The organism is Streptomyces spiramyceticus, assembly GCF_028807635.1.
Lineage (GTDB): Bacteria > Actinomycetota > Actinomycetes > Streptomycetales > Streptomycetaceae > Streptomyces > Streptomyces spiramyceticus.
Window position 1 is genome coordinate 3,269,219 of sequence record NZ_JARBAX010000001.1, and the last position, 22,001, is coordinate 3,291,219.

18 protein-coding genes are annotated in these 22,001 nt (G+C 70.8%); 9 read left to right on the top strand and 9 right to left on the bottom strand.

Annotated features, from left to right (window positions below; translation table 11 throughout):
• The first annotated feature begins 147 nt into the window (after window positions 1-147).
• The 7 genes from pdhA (PXH83_RS14745) to PXH83_RS14775 all read left to right on the top strand — a co-directional run bounded on the left by pdhA (PXH83_RS14745) (window position 148) and on the right by PXH83_RS14775 (window position 8,484).
• The gene (gene pdhA / locus PXH83_RS14745) at window positions 148-1,296 is read left to right on the top strand and encodes a pyruvate dehydrogenase (acetyl-transferring) E1 component subunit alpha (protein ID WP_274560627.1); all 1,149 of its coding nucleotides are present in this window, start codon (window positions 148-150) and stop codon (window positions 1,294-1,296) included.
• A complete protein-coding gene (locus tag PXH83_RS14750) occupies window positions 1,293-2,327 on the top strand; it encodes an alpha-ketoacid dehydrogenase subunit beta (protein WP_274560628.1) in 1,035 nt (344 codons plus the stop codon). The genes pdhA (PXH83_RS14745) and PXH83_RS14750 overlap by 4 nt, the downstream gene beginning before the upstream one ends.
• Window positions 2,327-3,658: a dihydrolipoamide acetyltransferase family protein gene (locus PXH83_RS14755; RefSeq protein WP_274560629.1), complete on the top strand. Its 1,332-nt coding sequence runs from the start codon at window positions 2,327-2,329 to the stop codon at window positions 3,656-3,658. Before PXH83_RS14750 ends, PXH83_RS14755 begins: the two co-directional genes overlap by 1 nt.
• Before the next feature lie 148 nt (window positions 3,659-3,806).
• Entirely contained in the window at window positions 3,807-4,682 is an 876-nt protein-coding gene (locus PXH83_RS14760; RefSeq protein ID WP_274560630.1) for an NTP transferase domain-containing protein, read from the top strand.
• A complete protein-coding gene (locus tag PXH83_RS14765; protein ID WP_338054713.1) occupies window positions 4,679-6,379 on the top strand; it encodes a molybdopterin-binding protein in 1,701 nt (566 codons plus the stop codon). Before PXH83_RS14760 ends, PXH83_RS14765 begins: the two co-directional genes overlap by 4 nt.
• The gene (locus tag PXH83_RS14770; RefSeq protein WP_274560631.1) at window positions 6,376-7,473 is read left to right on the top strand and encodes a potassium channel family protein; all 1,098 of its coding nucleotides are present in this window, start codon (window positions 6,376-6,378) and stop codon (window positions 7,471-7,473) included. Before PXH83_RS14765 ends, PXH83_RS14770 begins: the two co-directional genes overlap by 4 nt.
• A gap of 30 nt (window positions 7,474-7,503) precedes the next feature.
• A complete protein-coding gene (locus PXH83_RS14775) occupies window positions 7,504-8,484 on the top strand; it encodes an NAD(P)H-quinone oxidoreductase (protein WP_274560632.1) in 981 nt (326 codons plus the stop codon).
• A 132-nt stretch (window positions 8,485-8,616) separates the two neighbouring features.
• Here PXH83_RS14775 and PXH83_RS14780 read toward each other — a convergent pair whose 3' ends face one another.
• From PXH83_RS14780 to PXH83_RS14805, 6 genes are all read right to left on the bottom strand, one after another.
• Entirely contained in the window at window positions 8,617-9,156 is a 540-nt protein-coding gene (locus PXH83_RS14780) for a bacterial proteasome activator family protein (protein ID WP_274560633.1), read from the bottom strand.
• Between the two features lie 101 nt (window positions 9,157-9,257).
• Window positions 9,258-12,089 carry an ABC transporter permease gene (locus PXH83_RS14785; protein ID WP_274560635.1) on the bottom strand — a complete coding sequence of 944 codons (2,832 nt, stop codon included), beginning with the start codon at window positions 12,087-12,089 and terminating at the stop codon, window positions 9,258-9,260.
• Window positions 12,086-12,826 carry an ABC transporter ATP-binding protein gene (locus tag PXH83_RS14790; protein ID WP_274560637.1) on the bottom strand — a complete coding sequence of 247 codons (741 nt, stop codon included), beginning with the start codon at window positions 12,824-12,826 and terminating at the stop codon, window positions 12,086-12,088. The genes PXH83_RS14785 and PXH83_RS14790 overlap by 4 nt, the downstream gene beginning before the upstream one ends.
• Window positions 12,827-12,867: 41 nt before the next feature.
• The gene (locus tag PXH83_RS14795; RefSeq protein ID WP_274560639.1) at window positions 12,868-13,575 is read right to left on the bottom strand and encodes a PadR family transcriptional regulator; all 708 of its coding nucleotides are present in this window, start codon (window positions 13,573-13,575) and stop codon (window positions 12,868-12,870) included.
• Between the two features lie 84 nt (window positions 13,576-13,659).
• The gene (locus PXH83_RS14800; protein ID WP_274560640.1) at window positions 13,660-14,394 is read right to left on the bottom strand and encodes a hypothetical protein; all 735 of its coding nucleotides are present in this window, start codon (window positions 14,392-14,394) and stop codon (window positions 13,660-13,662) included.
• Between the two features lie 140 nt (window positions 14,395-14,534).
• Entirely contained in the window at window positions 14,535-16,238 is a 1,704-nt protein-coding gene (locus tag PXH83_RS14805; RefSeq protein ID WP_274560642.1) for a protein kinase domain-containing protein, read from the bottom strand.
• A gap of 307 nt (window positions 16,239-16,545) precedes the next feature.
• Between PXH83_RS14805 and PXH83_RS14810 the strand changes: the two genes are divergently transcribed.
• Window positions 16,546-18,186, top strand: a complete 1,641-nt coding sequence (locus PXH83_RS14810; protein ID WP_274560644.1) for a protein kinase domain-containing protein — start codon at window positions 16,546-16,548, stop codon at window positions 18,184-18,186.
• Between the two features lie 38 nt (window positions 18,187-18,224).
• Here PXH83_RS14810 and PXH83_RS14815 read toward each other — a convergent pair whose 3' ends face one another.
• The 3 genes from PXH83_RS14815 to PXH83_RS14825 form a co-directional block, all read right to left on the bottom strand.
• Window positions 18,225-19,283, bottom strand: coding sequence for a phosphotransferase (locus PXH83_RS14815; protein ID WP_274560646.1), 1,059 nt, complete (start codon window positions 19,281-19,283; stop codon window positions 18,225-18,227).
• A gap of 15 nt (window positions 19,284-19,298) precedes the next feature.
• Entirely contained in the window at window positions 19,299-19,715 is a 417-nt protein-coding gene (locus tag PXH83_RS14820; RefSeq protein WP_274560648.1) for a pyridoxamine 5'-phosphate oxidase family protein, read from the bottom strand.
• Between the two features lie 130 nt (window positions 19,716-19,845).
• Entirely contained in the window at window positions 19,846-20,511 is a 666-nt protein-coding gene (locus PXH83_RS14825) for a response regulator (RefSeq protein ID WP_274560650.1), read from the bottom strand.
• 325 nt (window positions 20,512-20,836) lie between these two features.
• Between PXH83_RS14825 and pdhA (PXH83_RS14830) the strand changes: the two genes are divergently transcribed.
• Entirely contained in the window at window positions 20,837-22,000 is a 1,164-nt protein-coding gene (pdhA, locus tag PXH83_RS14830; RefSeq protein ID WP_274560654.1) for a pyruvate dehydrogenase (acetyl-transferring) E1 component subunit alpha, read from the top strand.
• Window position 22,001 lies beyond the last annotated feature (1 nt).

Below are 22,001 nucleotides of genomic sequence, written 5' to 3' on the forward strand. Positions count from 1 at the left end.
CTGCCCCTATCCCAGGCTTTGCAGAACCGTTTGTCCACAGGCTGAAGGCGCCTGTAGCCAAATTGCGTCCACGACCGAACAATCGGTAGGTGAGGCGCACCACATTGCCGTGCCCTCTTCCACCGCTCCCACGAGGAGGTGCACGCGATGAAGAAGAGCAATACGGCGGTCCAGGAGCTGCCTGACGCCGGTGCCTACATGCCTACCCCTCCCCCGGCATGGAAGCCCCGCACGGACCCCGCACCGCTGCTCCCTGACACCGAGCCTTACCGCGTGCTCGGCACCGACGCCGCGGGCCGGCTCGACGCCGGGCTGATGCGGCGGCTGTACGCGGAGCTGGTCCGGGGCCGCCGGTACAACGCGCAGGCAACGGCCCTCACCAAGCAGGGCCGCCTCGCCGTCTACCCGTCCAGCACAGGGCAGGAGGCCTGCGAGGTCGCGGCCGCCCTCGTCCTGGAGGACCGGGACTGGCTCTTCCCGAGCTACCGGGACACCCTCGCCGCCGTGGCGCGCGGGCTCGACCCCGTACAGGCGCTGACGCTGCTGCGCGGCGACTGGCACACCGGGTACGACCCGCGGGAGCAGCGCATAGCGCCGCTCTGCACCCCGCTCGCGACCCAGCTGCCGCACGCGGTGGGCCTGGCGCACGCCGCGCGCCTCAAGGGTGACGACGTGGTCGCGCTCGCGATGGTCGGCGACGGCGGTACGAGCGAGGGCGACTTCCACGAGGCGCTGAACTTCGCCGCCGTATGGCGGGCACCGGTCGTCTTCCTCGTGCAGAACAACGGCTTCGCGATCTCCGTACCGCTGGCCAAGCAGACAGCAGCGCCTTCCCTGGCCCACAAGGCCGTCGGATACGGCATGCCCGGCCGGCTCGTCGACGGCAACGACGCCGCCGCCGTGCACGAGGTCCTCGGCGAGGCCGTGGAGCGTGCCAGGCGCGGCGGCGGTCCGACGCTGGTCGAGGCCGTGACGTACCGCATAGAGGCCCACACGAACGCCGACGACGCGACCCGCTACCGGGGCGACGCCGAGGTCGAGACGTGGCGGGCCCACGACCCGATTCAGCTGCTGGAGCGGGAGCTCACGGAGCGCGGAATGCTTGACGACGACGGTATCCGGGAGGCGCGCGAGGCGGCCGAGACCATGGCCGCGGACCTGCGCGAGCGGATGAACGCGGACCCGGTGCTGGACCCGATGGACCTCTTCGCGCACGTCTACGCCGAGAAGACCTCCCAGCTGAGGGAGCAGGAGGCCCTGCTGCGGGCCGAGCTCGAAGCGGAAGGTGAACGATGACCACGGCAGCGAGTGCGTCGGCAGCGGGCACCGCTCTCGCCGCGAAGCCCGCGACTATGGCCCAGGCGCTCGGGCGCGCACTGCGCGACGCGATGGCCGAGGACCCGTCCGTCCATGTGATGGGCGAGGACGTCGGCGCGCTGGGCGGGGTGTTCCGGGTCACCGACGGCCTCGTCAAGGAGTTCGGCGAGGACCGGTGCACGGATACGCCGCTTGCCGAGGCGGGGATCCTGGGCACGGCGGTCGGCATGGCGATGTACGGGCTGCGGCCGGTCGTCGAGATGCAGTTCGACGCGTTCGCCTACCCGGCGTTCGAGCAGCTCATCAGCCACGTCGCACGGATGCGCAACCGCACGCGCGGCGGTATGCCGATGCCGCTCGTGATCCGCGTTCCGTACGGCGGCGGGATCGGCGGGGTCGAGCACCACAGCGACTCCTCCGAGGCGTACTACATGGCGACTCCGGGGCTCCATGTCGTGACGCCGTCGACGGTCGAAGACGCGTACGGGCTGATGCGGGCCGCGATCGCGTCGGACGATCCCGTGGTCTTCCTGGAGCCGAAGCGGCTCTACTGGTCGAAGGCGGCGTGGTCGCCGGACGCGCCCACCGCCGTCGAGCCCATCGGACGGGCCGTGGTGCGGCGCTCGGGACGCAGCGCGACGCTCATCACGTACGGGCCCTCCGTGCCGGTGTGCATGGAGGCGGCGGCGGCCGCCGAGGCCGAGGGCTGGGACCTCGAAGTCGTCGACCTGCGCTCGCTGGTTCCCTTCGACGACGAGACGGTGGCCGCGTCGGTACGCCGTACCGGGCGCGCGGTCGTCGTCCACGAGTCGACCGGCTTCGGCGGACCCGGTGGGGAGATCGCCGCCCGGGTCACCGAAAGGTGCTTCCACCACCTTGAGGCGCCGGTGCTGCGGGTCGCCGGGTTCGACATTCCGTATCCGCCGCCGATGCTGGAGCGGCACCATCTGCCCGGCGTGGACCGCGTGCTGGACGCGGTCGCGCGGCTCCAGTGGGAGGCGGACAACTGATGGCCCAGGTCCTGGAATTCAAGCTGCCGGACCTCGGCGAGGGGCTCACCGAGGCGGAGATCGTGCGCTGGCTGGTGGCTGTGGGCGACGTCGTCGCCGTCGACCAGCCGGTGGTCGAGGTCGAGACGGCCAAGGCCATGGTCGAGGTGCCGTGCCCGTACGGCGGCGTGGTGACGGCCCGTTTCGGCGAGGAAGGCACGGAACTGCCGGTCGGCTCCCCCCTGTTGACGGTCGCTGTCGGGGCTTCGGAGGCGCCTGCGGGCGCCGATGAGGGTGCCGCTTCCGGTGAGGCGGAGGGCTCGGGGAACGTCCTGGTGGGGTACGGCACGGGGGCGGCGGTGGCTCGGCGGCGGCGTATACGGCCGACCGCGCCGGCGACCGCTGCCGCTTCCGCAGCAGTCACTCCCGTAACCACCGTGCCGAGGCCGGTGGTTACGGACGAGGTGTCCGGGCCTGTGCCGGTGATTTCGCCGCTGGTGCGACGGCTGGCCCGGGAGAACGGGCTGGATCTGCGGGAGTTGAAGGGATCGGGGCCCGACGGCCTGATCCTTCGGTCCGACGTCGAGCGCGCGATGCGCGAGGCCGAGCCGGTGCCGGTGCCCGTTTCTGCTGCCGCTTCCGCTTCTTCGGCGACTGCCCTCGCCGGTGAACGTGTCCCGCTGCGGGGCATGCGAGGCGCCGTGGCCGACAAGCTGTCGCGCAGCCGGCGCGAGATTCCGGACGCCACCTGCTGGGTGGACGCGGACGCGACCGAGCTCATGGCGGCCCGCACGGCCATGAACATGTCGGCCGGCCCGCCGGTCTCGGTGATCGCCCTCCTCGCCCGGATCTGTACGGCTGCCCTGGCCCGCTTCCCGGAGCTCAACTCCACGGTGGACATGGCCTCCCGCGAGATCGTGCGCCTCCCCGGCGTGCACCTCGGTTTCGCCGCGCAGACGGAGAGGGGCCTTGTCGTCCCCGTCGTACGGGACGCCCATGCGCGTAACGTCGACGAGCTGAGCGCGGAATTCGCCAGGCTGACGGAGTCCGCGCGGAAGGGCACGCTGACTCCGGCGGAGCTGACGGGCGGCACGTTCACGCTGAACAACTACGGGGTCTTCGGGGTCGACGGCTCCACGCCGATCATCAACCACCCGGAGGCGGCGATGCTCGGAGTCGGCCGCATCGTCCCCAAGCCGTGGGTTCACGAGGGCGAACTCGCGGTCCGCAAGGTCGTTCAGCTCTCCCTGACCTTCGACCACCGGGTGTGCGACGGCGGCACGGCGGGGGGCTTCCTGCGCTACGTGGCGGACTGCGTCGAGCGCCCGACGACGCTGCTGCGCACGCTGTAGCGCCCGTCGGCCCTCGTTTACGCGTCCGTGGCCCTCGTTTACGCGTCCGTCTCCCGGGAGGGAGGCGGACGCGTTGGTGTTCTCCGGTGCTGTTGGGACTTATGAGGCCGGTGGGAGCAGATCTGCGCGGGCACCGCATACTCGGGGGATGACCGCGTATGACGCCATCGTGCTTGCCGGAGGGGCCGCCAAGCGGCTGGGCGGAGCCGACAAACCCGGAGTGCGTGTGGGCGGACGGACGCTGCTCGACCGGGTGTTGGGGGTCTGCCGCGCAGCCGGCGTGACCGTCGTCGTCGGCGGGCGGCGCCCAACGGTGCGGGCCGTCGAGTGGGCCCGGGAGGCGCCGGCCGGTGGCGGGCCGCTGGCCGCGCTCGACGCGGGTGTACGGCGTACCGCTGCCGAGAGCCTGCTCGTACTCTCCGCCGACCTGCCGTTCATCGGGGCCGAGACGGTGCGGCGCCTGCTCGACGCGCTGGAGGCGAGCGGGAAGGAGGCGGCCCTGCTGGTGGACGCGGACGGGCGCGATCAGCCGCTGGTCGCCGCGTACGGTGCCGAGCCGATGCGCCGCGAGCTCGCCCTTCTCGCCGCCGAGCACGGGAATCTCTCCGGGCTGCCGCTTCGGCTGCTCACACGCGAGCTGGACGTGGTGCGGGTCGATGCCGGTCCTCTGGACTCCTTCGACTGCGACACCTGGGAAGACATTGCGGCAGCCCGCGCGAGGATCAGGGAGCATGGACACGTGCTGGATGAATGGATGACCGCAGTCAAGGACGAACTCGGCATCGAGCTCGATGTCGACACCGGCCTCCTGCTCGACCTCGCCCGCGACGCCGCGCACGGCGTCGCCCGGCCCGCCGCGCCGCTCACCACCTTCCTGGTCGGTTACGCGGCGGCGAAGGCGGGCGGAGACGGGCCGCAGGCCGTTGCGGAAGCGGCTCGTAAGGCTGCCGATCTGGCCGCCCGCTGGGCGGACGAGGGCAAGGAAGAGCCCGGACAGGACGACGAGGAAGCCGGCCGAGGGTGACCCCCCAGGACCGCGACGCGGAGGCGGAAGAGACCCAGGCCGACGAGGTGGCCGGGGCCAGGCCCCCGGCCGAGTCCGGAGCCCGAGCCGAAGCCCCCGCCGCCGGTGTCGGAGCCGCCGCCGCATCCGCCACCCATGCGGAAGCCGACGCACCCGCCACCCGTGCGGAAGCCGCCGTGTCGGCCACTGGGGCGGGAGCCGACGCCGGCGGCCCCGGCCTCCCCGCCCCCGGCCTCCCCGCCCCCGGCCTCCCCGGCCCTGCCCCCGCCACCGTCGCCGGAGCCGACGCCCCCACGGGAGTGGGAGCTGGAGCCGTCGCCCAGGCCGGAGACCCCGCCGCCGTGACCGGAGCCGCCGCCGATACCTCGGACGCCGGACCCCGATCCGATGCCCCGGCCGGGTCCGGGGCTGCTGACGAAGACGCTGACGTCGACGAGGCGCTCGCACTGGTCAGGGCCCAGCCCGTGGACACACTGGGCCAGGCGCGCGTCGGCAGTACGGCCTGGGCCGAGGCCCGTGTCGTTGCCGCCCGGGCCGGTGGCGCCGCCGCCCTTGGCACGCGGCGCGTGCCCCTGGGTGCGGCTCTTGGCGAGGTCCTCGCCGAGCCCCTCGGTGCCCTTACCGATCTGCCGTCCTTCGATACGTCGGCCATGGACGGCTGGGCGGTCGCCGGGCCGGGGCCTTGGCGCGTCAAAGCGGGGAGTGGGGTGCTCGCGGGGCACGCCGCGCCCGAGCCGCTCGCCGACGGCGAAGCCGTACGGATCGCCACCGGAGCCCGCATCCCGGTCGATGCCACCGCGGTGATCCGCAGCGAGCACGCCCGTGTGGAGGAAGCCAAGGGGCAGCTTTACGCGCAGCGCGAGGTGGTGCACGGGCAGGACATCCGGCCCCGCGGCCAGGAGTGCCGCGCCGGTGACCGGCTCCTGCCTGCCGGGGCCCTCGTGACCCCCGCCGTGCTCGGGCTTGCCGCGGCCGCGGGCTACGACGAGCTCCTCACCGTTCCCCGGCCGCGCGTCGAAGTGCTCGTACTGGGCGATGAGTTGCTCAGCGCAGGGCTCCCGCACGACGGGATGGTCCGCGATGCCCTCGGTCCCCTCCTCGGCCCCTGGCTGCGTGCCCTCGGCGCCGACGTCATCGGCACCCGCCGCCTCGGCGACGACGCCGACGCACTCCACCGGGCCGTCACCGGATCCGATGCCGACCTCGTCGTCACGACGGGCGGTACGGCCTCGGGCCCCGTCGACCACGTCCACCCGGTCCTGCGCAAGGCGGGCGCCGAGCTGCTGGTCGACGGTGTCGCCGTGCGCCCGGGCCACCCGATGCTGCTGGCACGGCTGACGCAGGACCGCTACCTGGTCGGTCTGCCCGGCAACCCGCTGGCCGCCGTGTCGGGTCTCGTCACCCTCGCCGAGCCCTTCCTGCGCGCCCGTGCCCAGCGGCCGGCCCCGGCGCCGTACCACTCGCCGGTACGCGACGACGTGAACGGCCACCCGCACGACACCCGCCTCGTCCCCGTCATGCACCGATCGACCAACGGGCAGGAGTCGGCGGCCGTGCCGCTGCACTTCAACGGGCCTGCCATGCTCCGCGGAATCGCCGCAGCCGACGGCCTCGCTGTCATCCCGCCCGGCGGCGCATCCGTCGGACAGCAGCTGGAAATCCTCGACCTGCCTTGGGCAGAAGGACGTTTCACGTGAAACTTCCCGGTCACGACGCGATGGCCAGGCAGGCCGACGAGCAACTCGTCACCAGCCGGATCCGCCTTCCGCGCCGCGTCATCGACACCCCTTTGCGGCAGGTCGGCAAGCGGCTGCTGATGGCGATGGGTGTCCTGATCCTGACGGTTCTCATCGTCTACATCGACGGCGAGGGCTATCACGACAACGCCGACGAGCGGGTCGACTTCCTCGATGCCGTCTACTACTCCACCGTGACTCTCTCCACGACGGGTTACGGCGACATCGTCCCGCACAGCGATTCCGCCAGGCTCACCAATGTGCTGCTGGTGACGCCGCTGCGCGTGCTTTTTCTGATCATCCTGGTCGGCACCACTCTCGAAGTTCTCACCGAACGCACCCGGGAGGAGTGGCGACTCAACCGCTGGAGGGGCCAGTTGCGCGATCACACCGTCATCGTCGGCTTTGGTACGAAGGGCCGTTCCGCGATCCAGACCCTTTCGGCAGTGGGGCTGCGCAAAGACCAGATCGTGATCGTCGACCCGAGTGTGGCGGTCATCGAAGCGGCCAACGCAGAGGGTTACGTGGGAGTCGTCGGCGACGCGACGCGCAGCGACGTACTGCTCCGTGCCGAACTCCAGCGGGCCCGCCAGATCGTCATCGCCACGCAGCGCGACGACACGGCGGTCCTCGTCACGCTCACCGCGCGCCAGCTCAACAGGGGCGCGAAAATCGTCGCAGCGGTCCGCGAGGAGGAGAACGCGCCGCTGCTCCGTCAGTCCGGCGCCGACGCTGTCATCACCAGCGCCAGCGCGGCCGGCCGGCTCCTCGGCCTGTCCGTGCTCAGCCCCAGCGCCGGCACCGTGATGGAGGACCTGATCCAGCAGGGCAGCGGCCTCGACCTCATCGAACGGCCGGTCATAAAGGCCGAGGTCGGACGCAGCGTGCGGGAGACCGAAGACCTGGTGGTGAGCGTCCTGCGCGGACACCGGCTGCTCGGTTACGACGACCCGGAGGCCAGCCCGCTCCAGCTGACGGACCGGGTGATCTCCATCGTGCGTGTATCGCCCGGTACCGAGATCGGTGGCGATCTGCGGATGACGGTGAAGGACTAGAGCGGCAGGGGGCGGAGTAGCCTCGCGGCCATGCATGCGATCACGATCCCTGAACCCGGTGGCCCCGAGGCACTCGTGTGGGCCGAGGTCCCTGACCCGTTGCCCGGCGAGGGAGAAGTCCTCGTCGAGGTCGCCGCAAGTGCCGTCAACCGCGCCGACCTGTTGCAACGCAAGGGCTTCTACGACGCGCCGCCCGGCGCGTCGCCCTACCCCGGCCTCGAATGTTCCGGCCGTATCGCGGCACTGGGCCCCGGGGTTTCCGGATGGGCGGTCGGCGACGAGGTGTGCGCGCTGCTGAGCGGCGGCGGGTACGCCGAGAAGGTCGCCGTACCGGTGGGGCAGCTGCTGCCCCTCCCCGAGGGTATAGACCTCGTCACGGCGGCGTCCTTGCCCGAGGTGACCTCGACGGTCTGGTCGAACGTCTTCATGATCGCCCACCTGCGGCCCGGTGAGACGCTGCTGGTACACGGCGGGGCGAGCGGCATCGGCACGATGGCCATCCAGCTCGCCAAGGCGGTCGGCGCGCGGGTCGCGGTCACCGCAGGCGGTCAGGACAAGCTGGCCCGCTGCGCGGAGCTGGGCGCCGACATCCTCGTCGACTACCGCGAGCAGGACTTCGTACAGGAGCTCCGCAAGGCCACGGACGGCTACGGCGCGGACGTCATCCTCGACATCATCGGCGCGAAGTACCTGGACCGGAACGTGAAGGCGCTCGCCGTCAACGGGCGCCTCACGATCATCGGCCTCCAGGGCGGGGTGAAGGGCGAGCTGAACCTGAGCGCGCTGCTGAAGAAGCGCGCCGCGATCACGGCGACGACGCTGCGGGCACGCCCGCTGGGCGAGAAGGCGGCGATCGTCGCCGCGGTCCGGGAGCATGTGTGGCCGCTGATCGGCACGGGCCGCGTACACCCGGTCGTGGACCGGGTCCTGCCGATGTCCGAAGCTGCGGAGGCGCACCGGGCGCTGGCCGCGGGCGAGCACGTCGGCAAGATCCTGCTGGCCACAAGCTGAGCCAGCGAGCCAGCGAGCCAGTGAGCCAGTGAGCCAGTGAGCCAGTGAGCAGGCGAGAGGCCCTCCCGCCGGACAGCGGGGAGGGCCTCTCGTCGTACCTGTGCGTGTCTGTAAGCGTGAAGGGCAGGCCGCTTAAAGGTACGGACCCGAGCGCACCGGACCGTGCCCGTCGTCCTGGCCGTCGTCCTCGTGGCTCACTCCAGGAGGAAGCGCCCGGCGCATCTGCTCCAACTGCGCCCGTGCAGCCATCTGCTGGGCGAACAGCGCGGTCTGGATGCCGTGGAAGAGACCTTCGAGCCAGCCGACCAGCTGGGCCTGCGCGATGCGCAGTTCCGCCTCGGACGGGATTGCCTCGTCGGTGAAGGGCAGGGAGAGCCGCTCCAACTCCTCGACCAGCTCGGGCGCAAGCCCGTCTTCCAGCTCCTTCACGGAGCTGGCGTGGATGTCCTTGAGCCGTACCCGGCTCGCCTCGTCCAGAGGAGCCGCCCGGACCTCCTCCAGGAGTTGCTTGATCATGCTGCCGATGCGCATGACCTTTGCGGGCTGTTCGACCATGTCCGTCACTGGCACCTCGCGCGACTCGTCGTCACCGCCGCCGAGAGCCATTCCGTCCTGTCCCACGACAAGAATCTGGGGGTTCTCCTGCGACCGTTCACTCCTCGGCATCTCCATGCCGCCATTCTCTCGTACACCGGCGTCACAACACGGTGTGCCCCCGTACAGAGGTGATCCACCCTGTACGGGGGCACGGGAACCAGTCGCTCAGATGAGCGCTATCCCGCCGCGCGCCGGGCCACCGCGGTACGGGACCTGGTGACCAGCGCCGCCAGCAGCGCCGCGCCCACGGGTACGGCGACGAGCAGGGCCGCGAGGGTCTCCCAGGGAATGACGATCGGGACGTACGGCAGGTCTCTCACGCCTATGCCCTGGTCCAGGGCCTCCTCGTACCACTTCAGCTGTGCCCGCTCCTCGGTCAGCCGCAGTCCGACCGCGGGCAGGACGCCCGCCGCCGAGCCGAGGACCACGCCCATCGCGGCAACCACTCCGCACTGGAAACCGCTCAGTGTCCTGCGCACCCGCGGAGGTGCGCCGACCGCCGCGAGGGTCTTCAGGTCGGGCTCGGCGTCGGTCTGGGCGAGGCCCGTCGCGATGCCGGCCGCGCCGATGGTGACCAGTCCGGCGAAGACGGTGAGGGCCAGCAGGACGATGCTGTTTTCGCTGGTGTAGCCCTTTTCGAGGTACAGACCGCCCTCGGCGCCCAGCGCGTCGAGCGCCCCGTCGAGCTCCTGGCGCTGCGTGTCGCTCGGCAGCTTGTCGGTCGAGAAGTACGCACCGTACGGGGCGGTGGTGAGTCCGGCGGCCTTCGCGGCCTCGCGGGGCAGGATGACCTTCACGCCGTACGCCTTGACCGATGCGGCGGTCTGGTGGACGGCGAACGACTTGACCGCGCCTGGTGCGTCCTTGCCGTCCTGGGCGAGGAGATCCGCCTTCTCGACGTCGGTGATCACCTTGATGCCGATCTTCCCCTTCACGACATTGCGCCGGTCGAAGGAGACGGCCTTGCCGCTCTTGAGGGCATTGACGGCCCCCGGATCGTCGATGGCGAGGACCGCGAGCAGCTTCTCGTCGGCGATGAGGGTGTCCTGCTCGGCGTAGTGCCCGGTCTCCTCGCAGCGCCAGTCCTTGGCCAGCTTGCGGCGCTCCGCCGCCGAGAAGTCGTCCATGCCGGTCGACGTCCACAGGGGGCAGCGGTTGGCCTTGGGCGTGAAGATCTCGTACCGCCCGCAGCTCTTTCTGCTGCTGTACGGCTCGCAGTTGGCGTCGCCCACGACGATCCTGTCCACATCGGCGCGTACGTCGACGGGAAAGTGTTTCTGGACGGCCGCGCGCACGGCCGGGACATCGCGGCCGCCGCCCTCGGTGTTCAGGATGGTCACCGCCCCGTGCGGCAGCGCCGCCTGGTACTCGGTGCGCCGCTGGAGATCGTCGCTCGCGGCGTACGTCGCCACCGCGACCGTGCCCGCGACGGCGGCCAGCACCGCGGCGACGGCGGGGGCCGTACGGCCCCGGTTGCGTACGGCGTCGCGCAGGGCGAGGCGCGGGGACAGCGGCAGATGGCCGCCCAGCCGGCCGAAGAGGCCGACCAGCGCGGGGGTGAGCGCGACGACGCCCAGTTCGGCGAGGGCGCTGCCGCCCGCGACGATGGTGACGCTGTCGGTGGCCGTGGCTCCGTACAGGACGATGGCGACGCCCAGGCCGGTGGCGATCAGGCCGATGACGGGCAGGACGCGGCTGGAGCGGCGTACACCACGACGGCCGGTCAGCGAGGCCAGCACGGTCTGCCGGGACGAGGTGATGGCCGGGACGATCGCGGCAAGCAGGCCGGTGAGAACGGCGAGCAGGCCGATGCCGAGCAGTTCCAGCGGGCGGATGTCGAAGCTGCCGAACCGCTTGCCCATGTAGTCCTCGAGCAGCGGCCGCAGCGCGAAGGTGAGGACCACGCCGAGCAGCGTTCCGACAACGGCCGCGGCGACGCCGATGACCAGGCCGCCGGAGAGCACGATGGCGCGGATGTGGCGGCGGTCGCCGCCGTTGGCGCCGACCAGGCCGAGCTGGCGGCGGGAGCGCCGGGCGCCGACCGCGAAAGCGGGTCCGGCCAGCAGGCAGATCTCCAGCATGGCGAGGCCCACGACGGTGCCTACGGCGGCGAGCGCCGCGGCCTTGGAGGCCGCGCTCTCCTCGTAGTCACCCCAGCCCTCCAGCTCGTAGAGCGGCACCTCGGAGTCGGCGGGCGGGTTGAGGGCCACGGTCCGCGAAACAACGGCGATGCCACGGGTGTTGGCCTTCTTGACCATGTTCCACGTGAAACCGTCGCCGCCGACCGAGACCAGGTAAGTGGTGCTGGTCTCCGTGCCGTTGAGGCCGTCGGCCTTCAGCGCCTTGTCGAGCGGTGCCAGGAATGTGCCGGGCAGCGCATTGACCTCGTCGGCCTTCAGCGAGTCGGGGAGTTCGTACGCGCCGACGATCCGGAATTCGGTGTCGAGCCCGCGAGCGGCGAGCGTGGAGCCGACCTTCAGGCCGCTGGATTCCAGGAAGTGGGTGGTCGCCGCGACTTCGCCGGCCTTCTCGGGGAAGCGGCCCTGGTCGAGGGTCATGATGCCCCTGGCCATGGGGTTGTTCGCGTCCAGCTCACGGATCGTGGTGTTGAGCAGGCCGTGCTCGGTACGGAGCTTGCCGCTGCCGTTGGAATCCTTGAGCGTCTTCGCACCGGCGGGGATTGCTGCCGGGATGTCACCGCTCCCGCTCGGCCAGACCTGGTCCTCGAAGTCCTTCACCGGCGCGTTGTTGATGCCGTCGGGGGCCTGGTAGATCGGCTCGCCGCCCATGCCGGGGTCGGTCATCCGGGCGTCAGCCGCGCCCAGTTGGCGCTCCAGCTGCTGCTCGGTGGAGAGCTCGGCGCTGCGCAACGTCAGATCGGCGGCGCTCACACCGAGGATCGGCAGGGCGATCATGGCGAGTACGAGGGAACTGCGTCCCTTGAAGCGCCAGGCGTCGCGGCGGGCGATGCGCACCGCCGCCACCCATGAGTTGTACCAACGGTTCACTGTGCGGCCGCCTGCCCCGAGAGCAGCGAGTCGGCCTGGCTGCGCAGGGTCTCGTCGACGACGGAGCCGTCGCGCAGGAAGACGACCCGGTCGGCCCAGGCCGCGAAGCGCGGTTCGTGGGTGACGAGGATGCCCGCCGCGCCCGCGTCGCAACGGGCGCGCAGCAGGGCGAGCACGGACTCGCCCGTCTCGGAGTCCAGGGCGCCGGTCGGTTCGTCGGCGAGGACGAGGCGGCGGTCGCCCACCAGGGCGCGGGCGATGGCGACGCGCTGCTGCTGACCGCCGGACATCTCGTCCGGGAAGCGGTCGGCGAGCTCGCCGAGGCCCATCTCCTCCAGCGCTGCGACGGCCGTGATGCGGGCCTTGCGCGCGGATATGCCGTCCAGCTCGCGCGGCAGGGCGACGTTCTCGGCGGCGGTCAGGGCCGGGATGAGGTTGTAGTCCTGGAAGACGTAGCCGATGCTGCGGCGGCGCAGCGTGGCGAGCTCCTTGCGGCCCGCGGTCGTGATGTCCGTACCTTCGACGACGACCCGCCCGGAGGTGGGGCTGTCGAGGCCGCCCGCGATGGTGAGCAGCGTGGACTTGCCGGAGCCCGACGGGCCCATGACGGCCACGAGTTCACCGGGGAACACGGAGAGGTTGACGCCGCGCAGGGCGTGTACTTCGGTGGCGCCGCTGCCGTGGACACGGGTCAGCTGCTCAAGTTGCAGCACAGGCTGCTGTGACTGGTCGGGCATGGAGAAGGTCCCCCCTGGGATGGGTGGTTCGTGCGCCGCGCTTATCGCCGTGCGCTGCGAGCGGTTGAGGCAGTACGTGCGGTACGTGATGCGGTACCGCCGGCAAGGTCTGCCGGGTCTGTGGGTGCACCAGGTGCGGGAGATGCAGCAGGTGCAGCAGGTGCGGACGGAGCGTCCACGGCCCTGCGCGCGGCCGCCGCGGAGAGCCGGGCCAGCCGGGATTCGGAGTGGTCGAGCCAGCGTGCCTCGGCCTCCGTCTGGAAGATCAGCTGCTCCAGTACGAGCAGCCAGGCGACGTCGTCTCGCCCCTCGTCGCCGCTGCCATCACCGCTTTCGACGGCGACCAGGGCCTGGGCCTTGAGGCGCGTGTAGTCCTGCATCGCCTTGAGGGTGGCGTGGCGCTGCGCCTGGATGACGGCCCGGATGTCGACGCCGGGGGCACCGACGGCCATGGCGAGCTTGATGGCCAGCTCGTCACGGGGCGGACTGGTGCGGTCGACGGGCCTCTCGAACCAGCTCCTCAGCTCGCTCCGGCCCACCTCCGTGATCGCGTACAGAGCGTGTCCCGCGTCGTCCTCGCCATCCTGGGCGACCATGCCGTCGCGCTCCAGGCGGCTGAGGGTCGTATAGACCTGGCCGACGTTGAGCGGCCAGGTCGCGCCGGTGCGCGACTCGAACTCGGTACGGAGCTGGGAGCCGTAACGGGGGCCGTGCTCAAGGAGGGCGAGTAGCCCGTGGCGGATCGACATACTGAGTATGTATACCGAGTATGCCGCCGAGGGCAACCGACCTGAGATGGACGTCGCGCGTAGGTCTTGAGGGGGACGGGCGCTTCAGTTACGCCGCAACCTCAGCCCCAGAAACCCCACCCCGAGCCCCACCAGCACCACCCCCGCGCCCAGCGGCAGCACATGGATGCCCAGCGGGTCGGTCTCCCCCATGGCCTGGTCGGAGGCCTGGGGCGCGGCGTCGTCCGAGGGTGGGGAGGACGAGGCGACCGGCCCCTGTACGTGCTCCTCCCCGGCCTCTTCGTGTACGGGCGGAGGCTTGGTCGCGTACGACTTACGGGGGGCGGCCGAGGCGCTCCCGGACGCCGACGCGGAGGCAGAAGCAGAGGCGGACACCGATGGCCCGGCCGTATCGCCCGGACTGCCCGAAGGGCTCGCGCTCGCACTGGGCGATTCCGGCTCCTCAGTCGCCGACCCGCTCCTGCCCGGCGTCGCCGACCCGGGCGCACTGTCCCCCGGCTCCCTCCCCGGCCGCGTACGCCCCTCCCCGGCAGGCCGCCCCGCCAGGCTGCCCGTAGGAGCCGGTGCGGACACGAAGGGGTGTTCAGGGGCGCTGAACACCGGCTGCGGCTGGTCGCTGGGCCTGGGCTCGGCCGCGTACTCCCCGCCGGGCGTGGGCTCGACGGCGTACTTCCCACCGGGCGTGGGCTCGACGCCTTGGGTCCCGCCGGGCGTGGGCTCGGCGGCGTACGCCCCGCACGGCGGCAACATCAGCACGCCCATCACCCCCACTGCCACCACCTGGACCGCCCCACGCCGTGGGCGGAGCCTAGGAGCCATGGGATGCCGCCTCCCGTACTCGCCGAGATACCAGGATCAGGTTCACATAGCGGCATATTTCCGGCACGCCGAGTCACACGAAAGGGGGCCCGCCGCGCGATACGCGCAGCGGGCCCCGATCCTCGGGCTCAAAACGTGTTCTAGTCCTGCGGCGCGTCGCCCGTGGAGATCTCCACTTCGAGCGTGAAGTCGTCCGGGTCGATGTCCGAGCCGCTCTTCGGATACTGGTTGACCACGAGGTCCTCGCCCCAGGTGGGGTCGTCGACCTTGGTCTCCTTGATCTTCCAGCCCGCCGCCTGGAGACACTCCTTCACGGAGAGGAGGTCCTTGTAGAGGAAGCTCGGCACCACGACCTTCTCCGGGTCCGTGGAGGACTCGCGACCCGGGGAGCACTCGGTGGTCTTCATCGTCCTGGAGCGGTCCGGACCCTTGTGGTCCTCGGAATCGGCGCCGGTCTCGGTCTGACTGGTCTCACCGGTGCCGCCGGCCTCGGTGTCGTTGTCGTCAGGGTCCTTGTTCATCGAGATCGCCGCGATCAGACCGCCGAGCGCCAGCAGCACGACCGCGATCGCGCCCACGACCACCGGCATGTTGGTCCGGCTGCCACCGCCGCCCCCGCCGTGACCGGCCGAAGTGGGCGACATCGTGTACGGCGGCGGAGTCTGCGCACCCTGCATGCCAGAACCCTGCATGCCGGAGCCCTGCATGCCGCCCTGCACGCCGCCGCCCTGCATCCCGTGCGTCGCGTACGGCATCGGCGCCGGAGTCGGGTAGCCGTACCCCTGCGAAGGAGACGGAGCCGGCGTCGGCGGACCGTACGGGCCCGGCGTCGGCTGGTACGGGCTCTGGACGGCGCCCGGCTGGGGGTGGCCCGTCTGGTCGACCGGCGGGAAGACCGCCGAGCCGACCCCGGAGCCGCTCTGCGCAGGGCCCCCGGCGACGATCATCGGCGCCGCGCCCGTCTGGCCCGACCCGGACACCCGCGCGCACTCGTCGCGCATCGCCGCAGCGTTCGGAAAACGCTCGTTCGGGTTCTTCTTCAGGGCCCGCGCGACCAGCGCGTCGACCGCCGGCGGAATCGACCGGTTGATCGACGAAGGAGCCACCGGCTCCTCCTGGACGTGCGCATAAGCGATGGCGAGCGGCGAATCCGCGTCGAACGGCAGCCGTCCCGTGACCAGTTGGAAGAGCATGATGCCGACCGAGTAGAGGTCGGAACGCGCGTCCACGCCGCGCCCCAGCGCCTGCTCGGGGGAGAGGTACTGCGGCGTACCGACGACCATGCCGGTCTGTGTCATCGACGTGACACCGGACTGCATGGCGCGCGCGATGCCGAAGTCCATGACCTTGACGACGTTGCGCTTGTTCATCATGACGTTGCCGGGCTTGATGTCGCGGTGGACCAGGCCCATCTCGTGGCTGGTCTCCAGCGCCGCCAGCACGTCCGCCGTGATCTTCAGCGCCTTGTCGGCCGGCATCGCGCCGTACTGCGCGATGTCCGCCTGGAGTACGGAGCCGAGCGGCTGCCCCTCGACGTACTCCATGACGATGTACGGCATCAGCGCGCCGTCAAGCTCGTCCTCGCCGGTGTCGAAGACGGAGACGATATTGGTGTGGGAGAGCTTGGCGACCGCCTGCGCCTCGCGCCGGAACCGTTCGCGGAACGACTGCTCCCGCCCCAGCTCCGTGTGCAGCGTCTTGATGGCCACCTGGCGGTCCAGCGCGGAGTCGTACGCGAGGTACACCGACGCCATTCCGCCTTCACCGAGCAGGTCGCGCAGCTGGTACCGCCCGCCCGCGACCGAGCCGCCCGCGTAGCGGCCCTGTCCGCCGTCCTGGCTCATTACTGTGCTTCCCCCTCAGCGCAAGATTTACGGGCCAAGTCTGCCCGAGGGCACTGACACGTCAAGCGCGGTGCCCGTTCCGTGACCGTACGCGCAAGAAGCGTCGCGGAAGCGTTACAGCACGGGTCCGGAATTTGCATGGGTACATCGGCAACGGGTTTGATGGCCGGTCCATCTCGAACCGGAGCGTCGCGCGGAGGCTGTAGCGTGGCGTGGCGGAGCACCTAGGCCCACCAATTGGCCCAACAGGACCGACTGGGGCCCCCAGGACCACCGCAGACGCGGACAGAAACGACGGCGAGGACTGATGGCACCCGAACCCGAACCCGAGGGAAACGGCGGCGGTGTGTCGGACGCGCCTGAAGCGTGGGGTAAGGGCGGATTGGTCGGTGATGGCCGCTACCGGCTGACGCACCGTCTCGGCCGCGGCGGCATGGCGGAGGTCTTCGCCGCCGAAGACGTACGGCTCGGCCGTACCGTGGCCGTGAAGCTGCTGCGCTCCGACCTCGCCGAGGACCCGGTCTCCAAGGCCCGCTTCACTCGTGAGGCACAGTCGGTCGCCGGCCTCAACCACCACGCCGTCGTCGCCGTGTACGACTCCGGCGAGGACCAGGTCGGCCCGAGCGTTGTCCCCTACATCGTGATGGAGCTCGTCGAGGGCCGCACGATCCGCGAGCTGCTGCAGAACGCGGAGGCCCCCGGCCCCGAGCAGGCGCTGATCATCGTCTCCGGCGTCCTTGAGGCGCTCGCGTACAGCCACCAGCACGGCATCGTGCACCGGGACATCAAGCCCGCGAACGTGATCATCACGCACAGCGGCGCCGTCAAGGTCATGGACTTCGGCATCGCCCGCGCCCTGCACGGCGCGCAGTCGACGATGACGCAGACCGGCATGGTCATGGGCACGCCCCAGTACCTCTCCCCGGAGCAGGCGCTGGGCAAGGCCGTCGACCACCGTTCCGACCTGTACGCGACCGGCTGCCTGCTGTACGAGCTGCTTGCCCTGCGGCCGCCTTTCACCGGTGAGACACCGTTGTCGGTGGTCTACCAGCACGTCCAGGACATCCCCGTACCGCCGTCCGAGATGTCGGACGTGGCGCCGCCCGAGCTCGACGGGCTCGTCATGCGCTCTCTCGCCAAGGACCCGGACGACCGGTTCCAGAGCGCCGAGGAGATGCGCGGACTGGTCCAGTACGGCCTGTCGATGCTCCAGGAGCAGGGCAGCCACACCGGCGTGTGGAACACCGGCCCCGTCGAGATGCACGAGGGCGGCGCCACCCCCGCCGGCGGCACGTACCCGACCACGGCCCTCGGCCACCCGAACCACGGCGAGACCTCCCAGATGCGGGCGGGCGGCGCGATGCTGCCGCCGATGAACCCGGACGACGGGGCGTACGACGGCGGGCGCGGCGGCGGCAGGGGCGGGCGCGGCAAGATGTGGATCTTCGCGGTGCTCGCGATCATCGCGATCGCCGCCGGTGTCGCTTTCGCGCTGGACCGGGCGGGCACCGGAACGAAGAACGACAAGGACGACACCCCGACGGTCTCCCCCAGCCCGACCAAGTCGGACAAGGAGACCCCGACGCCCTCGGACGACGAGACCTCCGCGGACACCGACCCGGGCACCTCCATCGGCGGCCACGAGCAGTCGCCGAGCTACCCCCCGTCGTACCCGCCGTCGAACACCCCCAGCAGTACGCCGTCCCACACGCCCAGCGACACACCGTCGACGCCGACGGAGACCGACCCGGGCACCACCGACGGTGGCAGCACCACCGACGGCGGCACGGACACGGGTGGTACGGACACGGGTGGTACGGACACCGGTGGTACGGACACGGGTGGCACGGACACCGGTGGTACGGACACGGGTGGCACGGACACCGGTGGTACGGACACGGGTGGCACGGACACCGGCGGTACGGACGCGGGCGGCACCGCGCCCTGACGCCGAGAGGGACACCAGGCCGGGCCACCGGGAGGCGGTCACCCCGCGAACGCCTCGCACACCGCCTCGTACTCCCTCGTCCACCAGACCGCCAGGGCCGACGCCGCAGGAAACTGCGGGTCGGCCCTTCGGTCGTGCAGCTGGTAGCGCCAGCGCAGTATCCAGAAGTCGTTGAGCCGCTCCCACCACACCCGGTGCACCGCGGCGGCCAGCTCCTCCGCCCCCGCCCCGGCCGCGCGCCGGTACGCGCCCGCGTACGCCCGTACCTTCGCCAGCTCCAGCTCCCCGTCCGGCCGTACGAAAAAGATGGCCGCGGCCCGTACCGCCTCCTCCGCGCGCGGCTGCACGGCGAGCCGGTCCCAGTCGACGATCGCGGCGGGCTCGGCGCCCCGGTACAGCAGGTTCAGCGGGTGGAAGTCGCCGTGCACCCACCCCGTGGCGGGCTCGTCGACGGGCGGGGGCCGCCGGTGGGCGTGCCGCTCCAGCAGGGTGCGCCGCTCCAGGAGCCGGTGTTCCGCCAGTACGTCGAAGGTGTCCCGGGGCCGCCGTCCGCGTGCCAGCGTCAGCAGCTCGTCGATCAGCGCGTAGGTGTCCGCGGGGTTGGCCGAATCGGTGGGTCCGGCCGCGTCGGCGGGGTCGGTGAGGTCGGTGAGGTCGGTCGCGCGGTCGACCATCACGCGGTCGAGGCAGGTGTGCACGCGCCCCAGTAGTGCCCCGAGCCGCCGGGATTCCGCGGTCGTGAGCTGCGCGCCGTCCCGGTGCCGGCCCTCGATCCAGGGGTGCAGGGCGTAGCAGCGGCCGCCGATGACCGTGACCGTGCCGCCGTCCGCGTCCTCGACGGGAGGGGCGACGGGCACGCCGAAAGCCTGGAGGTGGCGGGTGGCGCGGTGCTGGCGCCTGATCGTTTCGCGGTCGCTGTCGAGGTGGTGCTTGAGGAAGAAATCGCCGCGGGTGGTGACGAGGCGGTAGCCGTGGTTGAGCAGGCCCTGGGTCACGGGCTCGCAGGAGAGCGGTTCGCCCTTGTTCGCATAGCGGCGCAGAAGGGCGCCGACGGGCGGCGGGGGTGCGGGGGCGGAGGCCGCAGATGAGCGTGGCACCCGCCAGATGTTAGATCACAGGGCGTACTCGAACCGTCGCTCGGGGGCGCCATTCAGTGAGTGCACGGTGACGAACTGCGGCTCGATGCGCATGTGGACGGGCTCGAAGGGCTCGCCGTCGACAGAATGCGGACCCCGTCCGAACAGCTCCAGCTCGGCATGGGAGGGCTCGAAGACCTCGGCGGTGCCGGTGAACTGCACGGACCACATGTCGGCGGCACCGGAGTTGAAGTTGTCCGCCCCGTACGCCACCACGCTGCCGTTGCAGGCCTGGTGGTGGTTGAAGCCGGCGTGCGTACGCAGCAGCACGCGGCCGTTCACCACGATGTGCCGGGCGACGGCCAGGAAGGGCAGGGCCCGCATGCTCGTCGCGACCCGGCCGTACGGGACGCGGCGCAGGAGTTCGATGGCGCGGAGTTCCTCGGAGGACATGCGTCTTACCTTCGGCCACCGGCAGGTGGCAGAAAAGGGACGGAAGTCCCGAATAAGGTCCCGGTTCGGTCAAGGCGGGCCGTGGATCGGCAAGGCGGTTCCGCGGCCCGGCGGTCGTCGGTGCCGTTCGTCAGCGCCGCTCCTCCGCCTGCTTGCGCGCGACGTACGCCGCGGCCTGCGAGCGGCGCTCCATGCCCAGCTTGGACAGCAGACTGGAGACGTAATTCTTGATCGTCTTCTCCGCGAGGTGCAGCCGCTCGCCGATGACCCGGTTTGTCAGGCCCTCGCCGATCAGGTCGAGGATCTTGCGCTCCTGGTGGGTGAGGTTTGCGAGCCTGCTGTCGCCCTCCTTGGAACTGTCGCCCGAGCGCAGCCGCTCCAGGACGCTCGCCGTCGCCACCGGGTCGAGCAGCGACTTGCCCGCGGCTACGTCGCGTACGGCCGCCAGCAGCTCATTTCCGCGGATCGCTTTGAGTACGTAACCCGAGGCACCGGCCATGATCGCGTCGAAAAGTGCCTCGTCGTCGGCGAACGAGGTCAGCATGAGGCATTTGATGTCCTCATTCTGTGATCTGACCTCGCGGCACACCTCCACACCGCTTCCGTCCGGCAGCCGTACGTCGAGCACGGCGACGTCGGGACGCGTCGCAACGATCCTGACCTGGGCATCTTCGGCCGTACCGGCTTCGCCGACCACCTCGATGTCGTCCTCGACGGAGAGGAGCTCATGGACACCGCGTCGGACCACCTCGTGGTCGTCAACGAGAAATACAGTGATTTTTCCGTCTTCGTGCACGCCGTTATCGTCACACAAGAACTCTTCCCGTGCCGTAGGTCGCCGGGATAACGTGCCGTTGTTCCGGCGGCCTGCAAGGCTGTGACCAGTGGTTGTTCCCGAATTCTTCGATTTACTTGGAAATCCAAGCAAAATCGCAGGTCAAATGGGGTTTCGCAGTTATGCGAAGCACTGGGTAACGTGCCTTTGTCAGGGCGTTCGCCGGGGCACCTGACACGCCTGTTCCAGGCCGAGTCGCACCCACCCCGTGCACGAGGACGCAAACAGGTGAGCCGCACTGGCCACCGGCAGACCCCGGGGGCCGGACAGACGGAGGAGCACGCACGTGACCGTGGAGAGCACTGCCGCGCGTAAGCCGCGACGCAGCAGCACCAAGCGCGTCAGCGCCAAGAAAGCCCAGCCTTCCGAGCCGGAGCTCGTACAGCTGCTCACCCCCGAGGGCGAGCGTGTCGAGCACCCGGACTACGCGATCGACCTGACCCCGGACGAAATGCTCGGCCTGTACCGGGACATGGTTCTGACCCGTCGCTTCGACGCCGAGGCCACCTCACTCCAGCGCCAGGGCGAGCTGGGCCTGTGGGCCTCGCTGCTCGGCCAGGAGGCGGCCCAGATCGGCTCCGGCCGCGCCCTCCGTGACGACGACTACGTCTTCCCGACGTACCGCGAGCACGGTGTCGCCTGGTGCCGGGGCGTCGACCCGACCAATCTGCTGGGAATGTTCCGTGGCGTGAACCACGGTGGCTGGGACCCCAACACCAACAATTTCCATCTGTACACGATCGTCATCGGCTCACAGACGCTGCATGCGACCGGTTACGCGATGGGTGTCGCCAAGGACGGCGCGGATTCCGCGGTCATCGCGTACTTCGGCGACGGTGCCTCCAGCCAGGGCGATGTCGCTGAATCGTTCACCTTCTCCGCGGTCTACAACGCCCCGGTCGTCTTCTTCTGCCAGAACAACCAGTGGGCGATCTCCGAGCCCACCGAGCGGCAGACCCGCGTCCCGCTTTACCAGCGCGCGCAGGGCTTCGGCTTCCCCGGCGTCCGCGTCGACGGCAACGACGTGCTGGCCTGCCTGGCCGTGACCCGTTCCGCACTGGAGCGGGCCCGCCGGGGCGAGGGCCCGACGCTGGTCGAGGCCTTCACGTACCGGATGGGCGCCCACACCACCTCCGACGACCCGACCAAGTACCGGGCCGACGAGGAGCGCGAGGCGTGGGAGGCGAAGGACCCGATCCTGCGCCTTCGTACGTACCTTGAGAACGAGGGCTTCGCCGACGAGGCGTTCTTCACCGAGCTCGAAGCCGAGAGCGAGACCCTCGGCAAGCGGGTCCGCGAGGCGGTGCGCGCGATGCCCGACCCGGACCAGATGGCGATCTTCGAGAACGTCTACGCGGACGGCCACGCCCTCGTCGACGAGGAGCGCGCACAGTTCGCCGAGTACCAGGCGTCCTTCGCCGAAGCCGCTTCGTCCGAGAAGGGCAACTAGT

Coding starts and splice junctions, on each gene's coding strand:
- PXH83_RS14810 (WP_274560644.1), top strand. CDS start 16,546: ATGGCACCCGAACCCGAACCCGAGGGAAACGGCGGCGGTGTGTCGGAC.
- PXH83_RS14760 (WP_274560630.1), top strand. CDS start 3,807: ATGACCGCGTATGACGCCATCGTGCTTGCCGGAGGGGCCGCCAAGCGG.
- PXH83_RS14820 (WP_274560648.1), bottom strand. CDS start 19,715: ATGTCCTCCGAGGAACTCCGCGCCATCGAACTCCTGCGCCGCGTCCCG.
- PXH83_RS14755 (WP_274560629.1), top strand. CDS start 2,327: ATGGCCCAGGTCCTGGAATTCAAGCTGCCGGACCTCGGCGAGGGGCTC.
- PXH83_RS14805 (WP_274560642.1), bottom strand. CDS start 16,238: ATGAGCCAGGACGGCGGACAGGGCCGCTACGCGGGCGGCTCGGTCGCG.
- pdhA (WP_274560627.1), top strand. CDS start 148: ATGAAGAAGAGCAATACGGCGGTCCAGGAGCTGCCTGACGCCGGTGCC.
- PXH83_RS14775 (WP_274560632.1), top strand. CDS start 7,504: ATGCATGCGATCACGATCCCTGAACCCGGTGGCCCCGAGGCACTCGTG.
- PXH83_RS14800 (WP_274560640.1), bottom strand. CDS start 14,394: ATGGCTCCTAGGCTCCGCCCACGGCGTGGGGCGGTCCAGGTGGTGGCA.
- PXH83_RS14790 (WP_274560637.1), bottom strand. CDS start 12,826: ATGCCCGACCAGTCACAGCAGCCTGTGCTGCAACTTGAGCAGCTGACC.
- PXH83_RS14750 (WP_274560628.1), top strand. CDS start 1,293: ATGACCACGGCAGCGAGTGCGTCGGCAGCGGGCACCGCTCTCGCCGCG.
- PXH83_RS14795 (WP_274560639.1), bottom strand. CDS start 13,575: ATGTCGATCCGCCACGGGCTACTCGCCCTCCTTGAGCACGGCCCCCGT.
- PXH83_RS14780 (WP_274560633.1), bottom strand. CDS start 9,156: ATGGAGATGCCGAGGAGTGAACGGTCGCAGGAGAACCCCCAGATTCTT.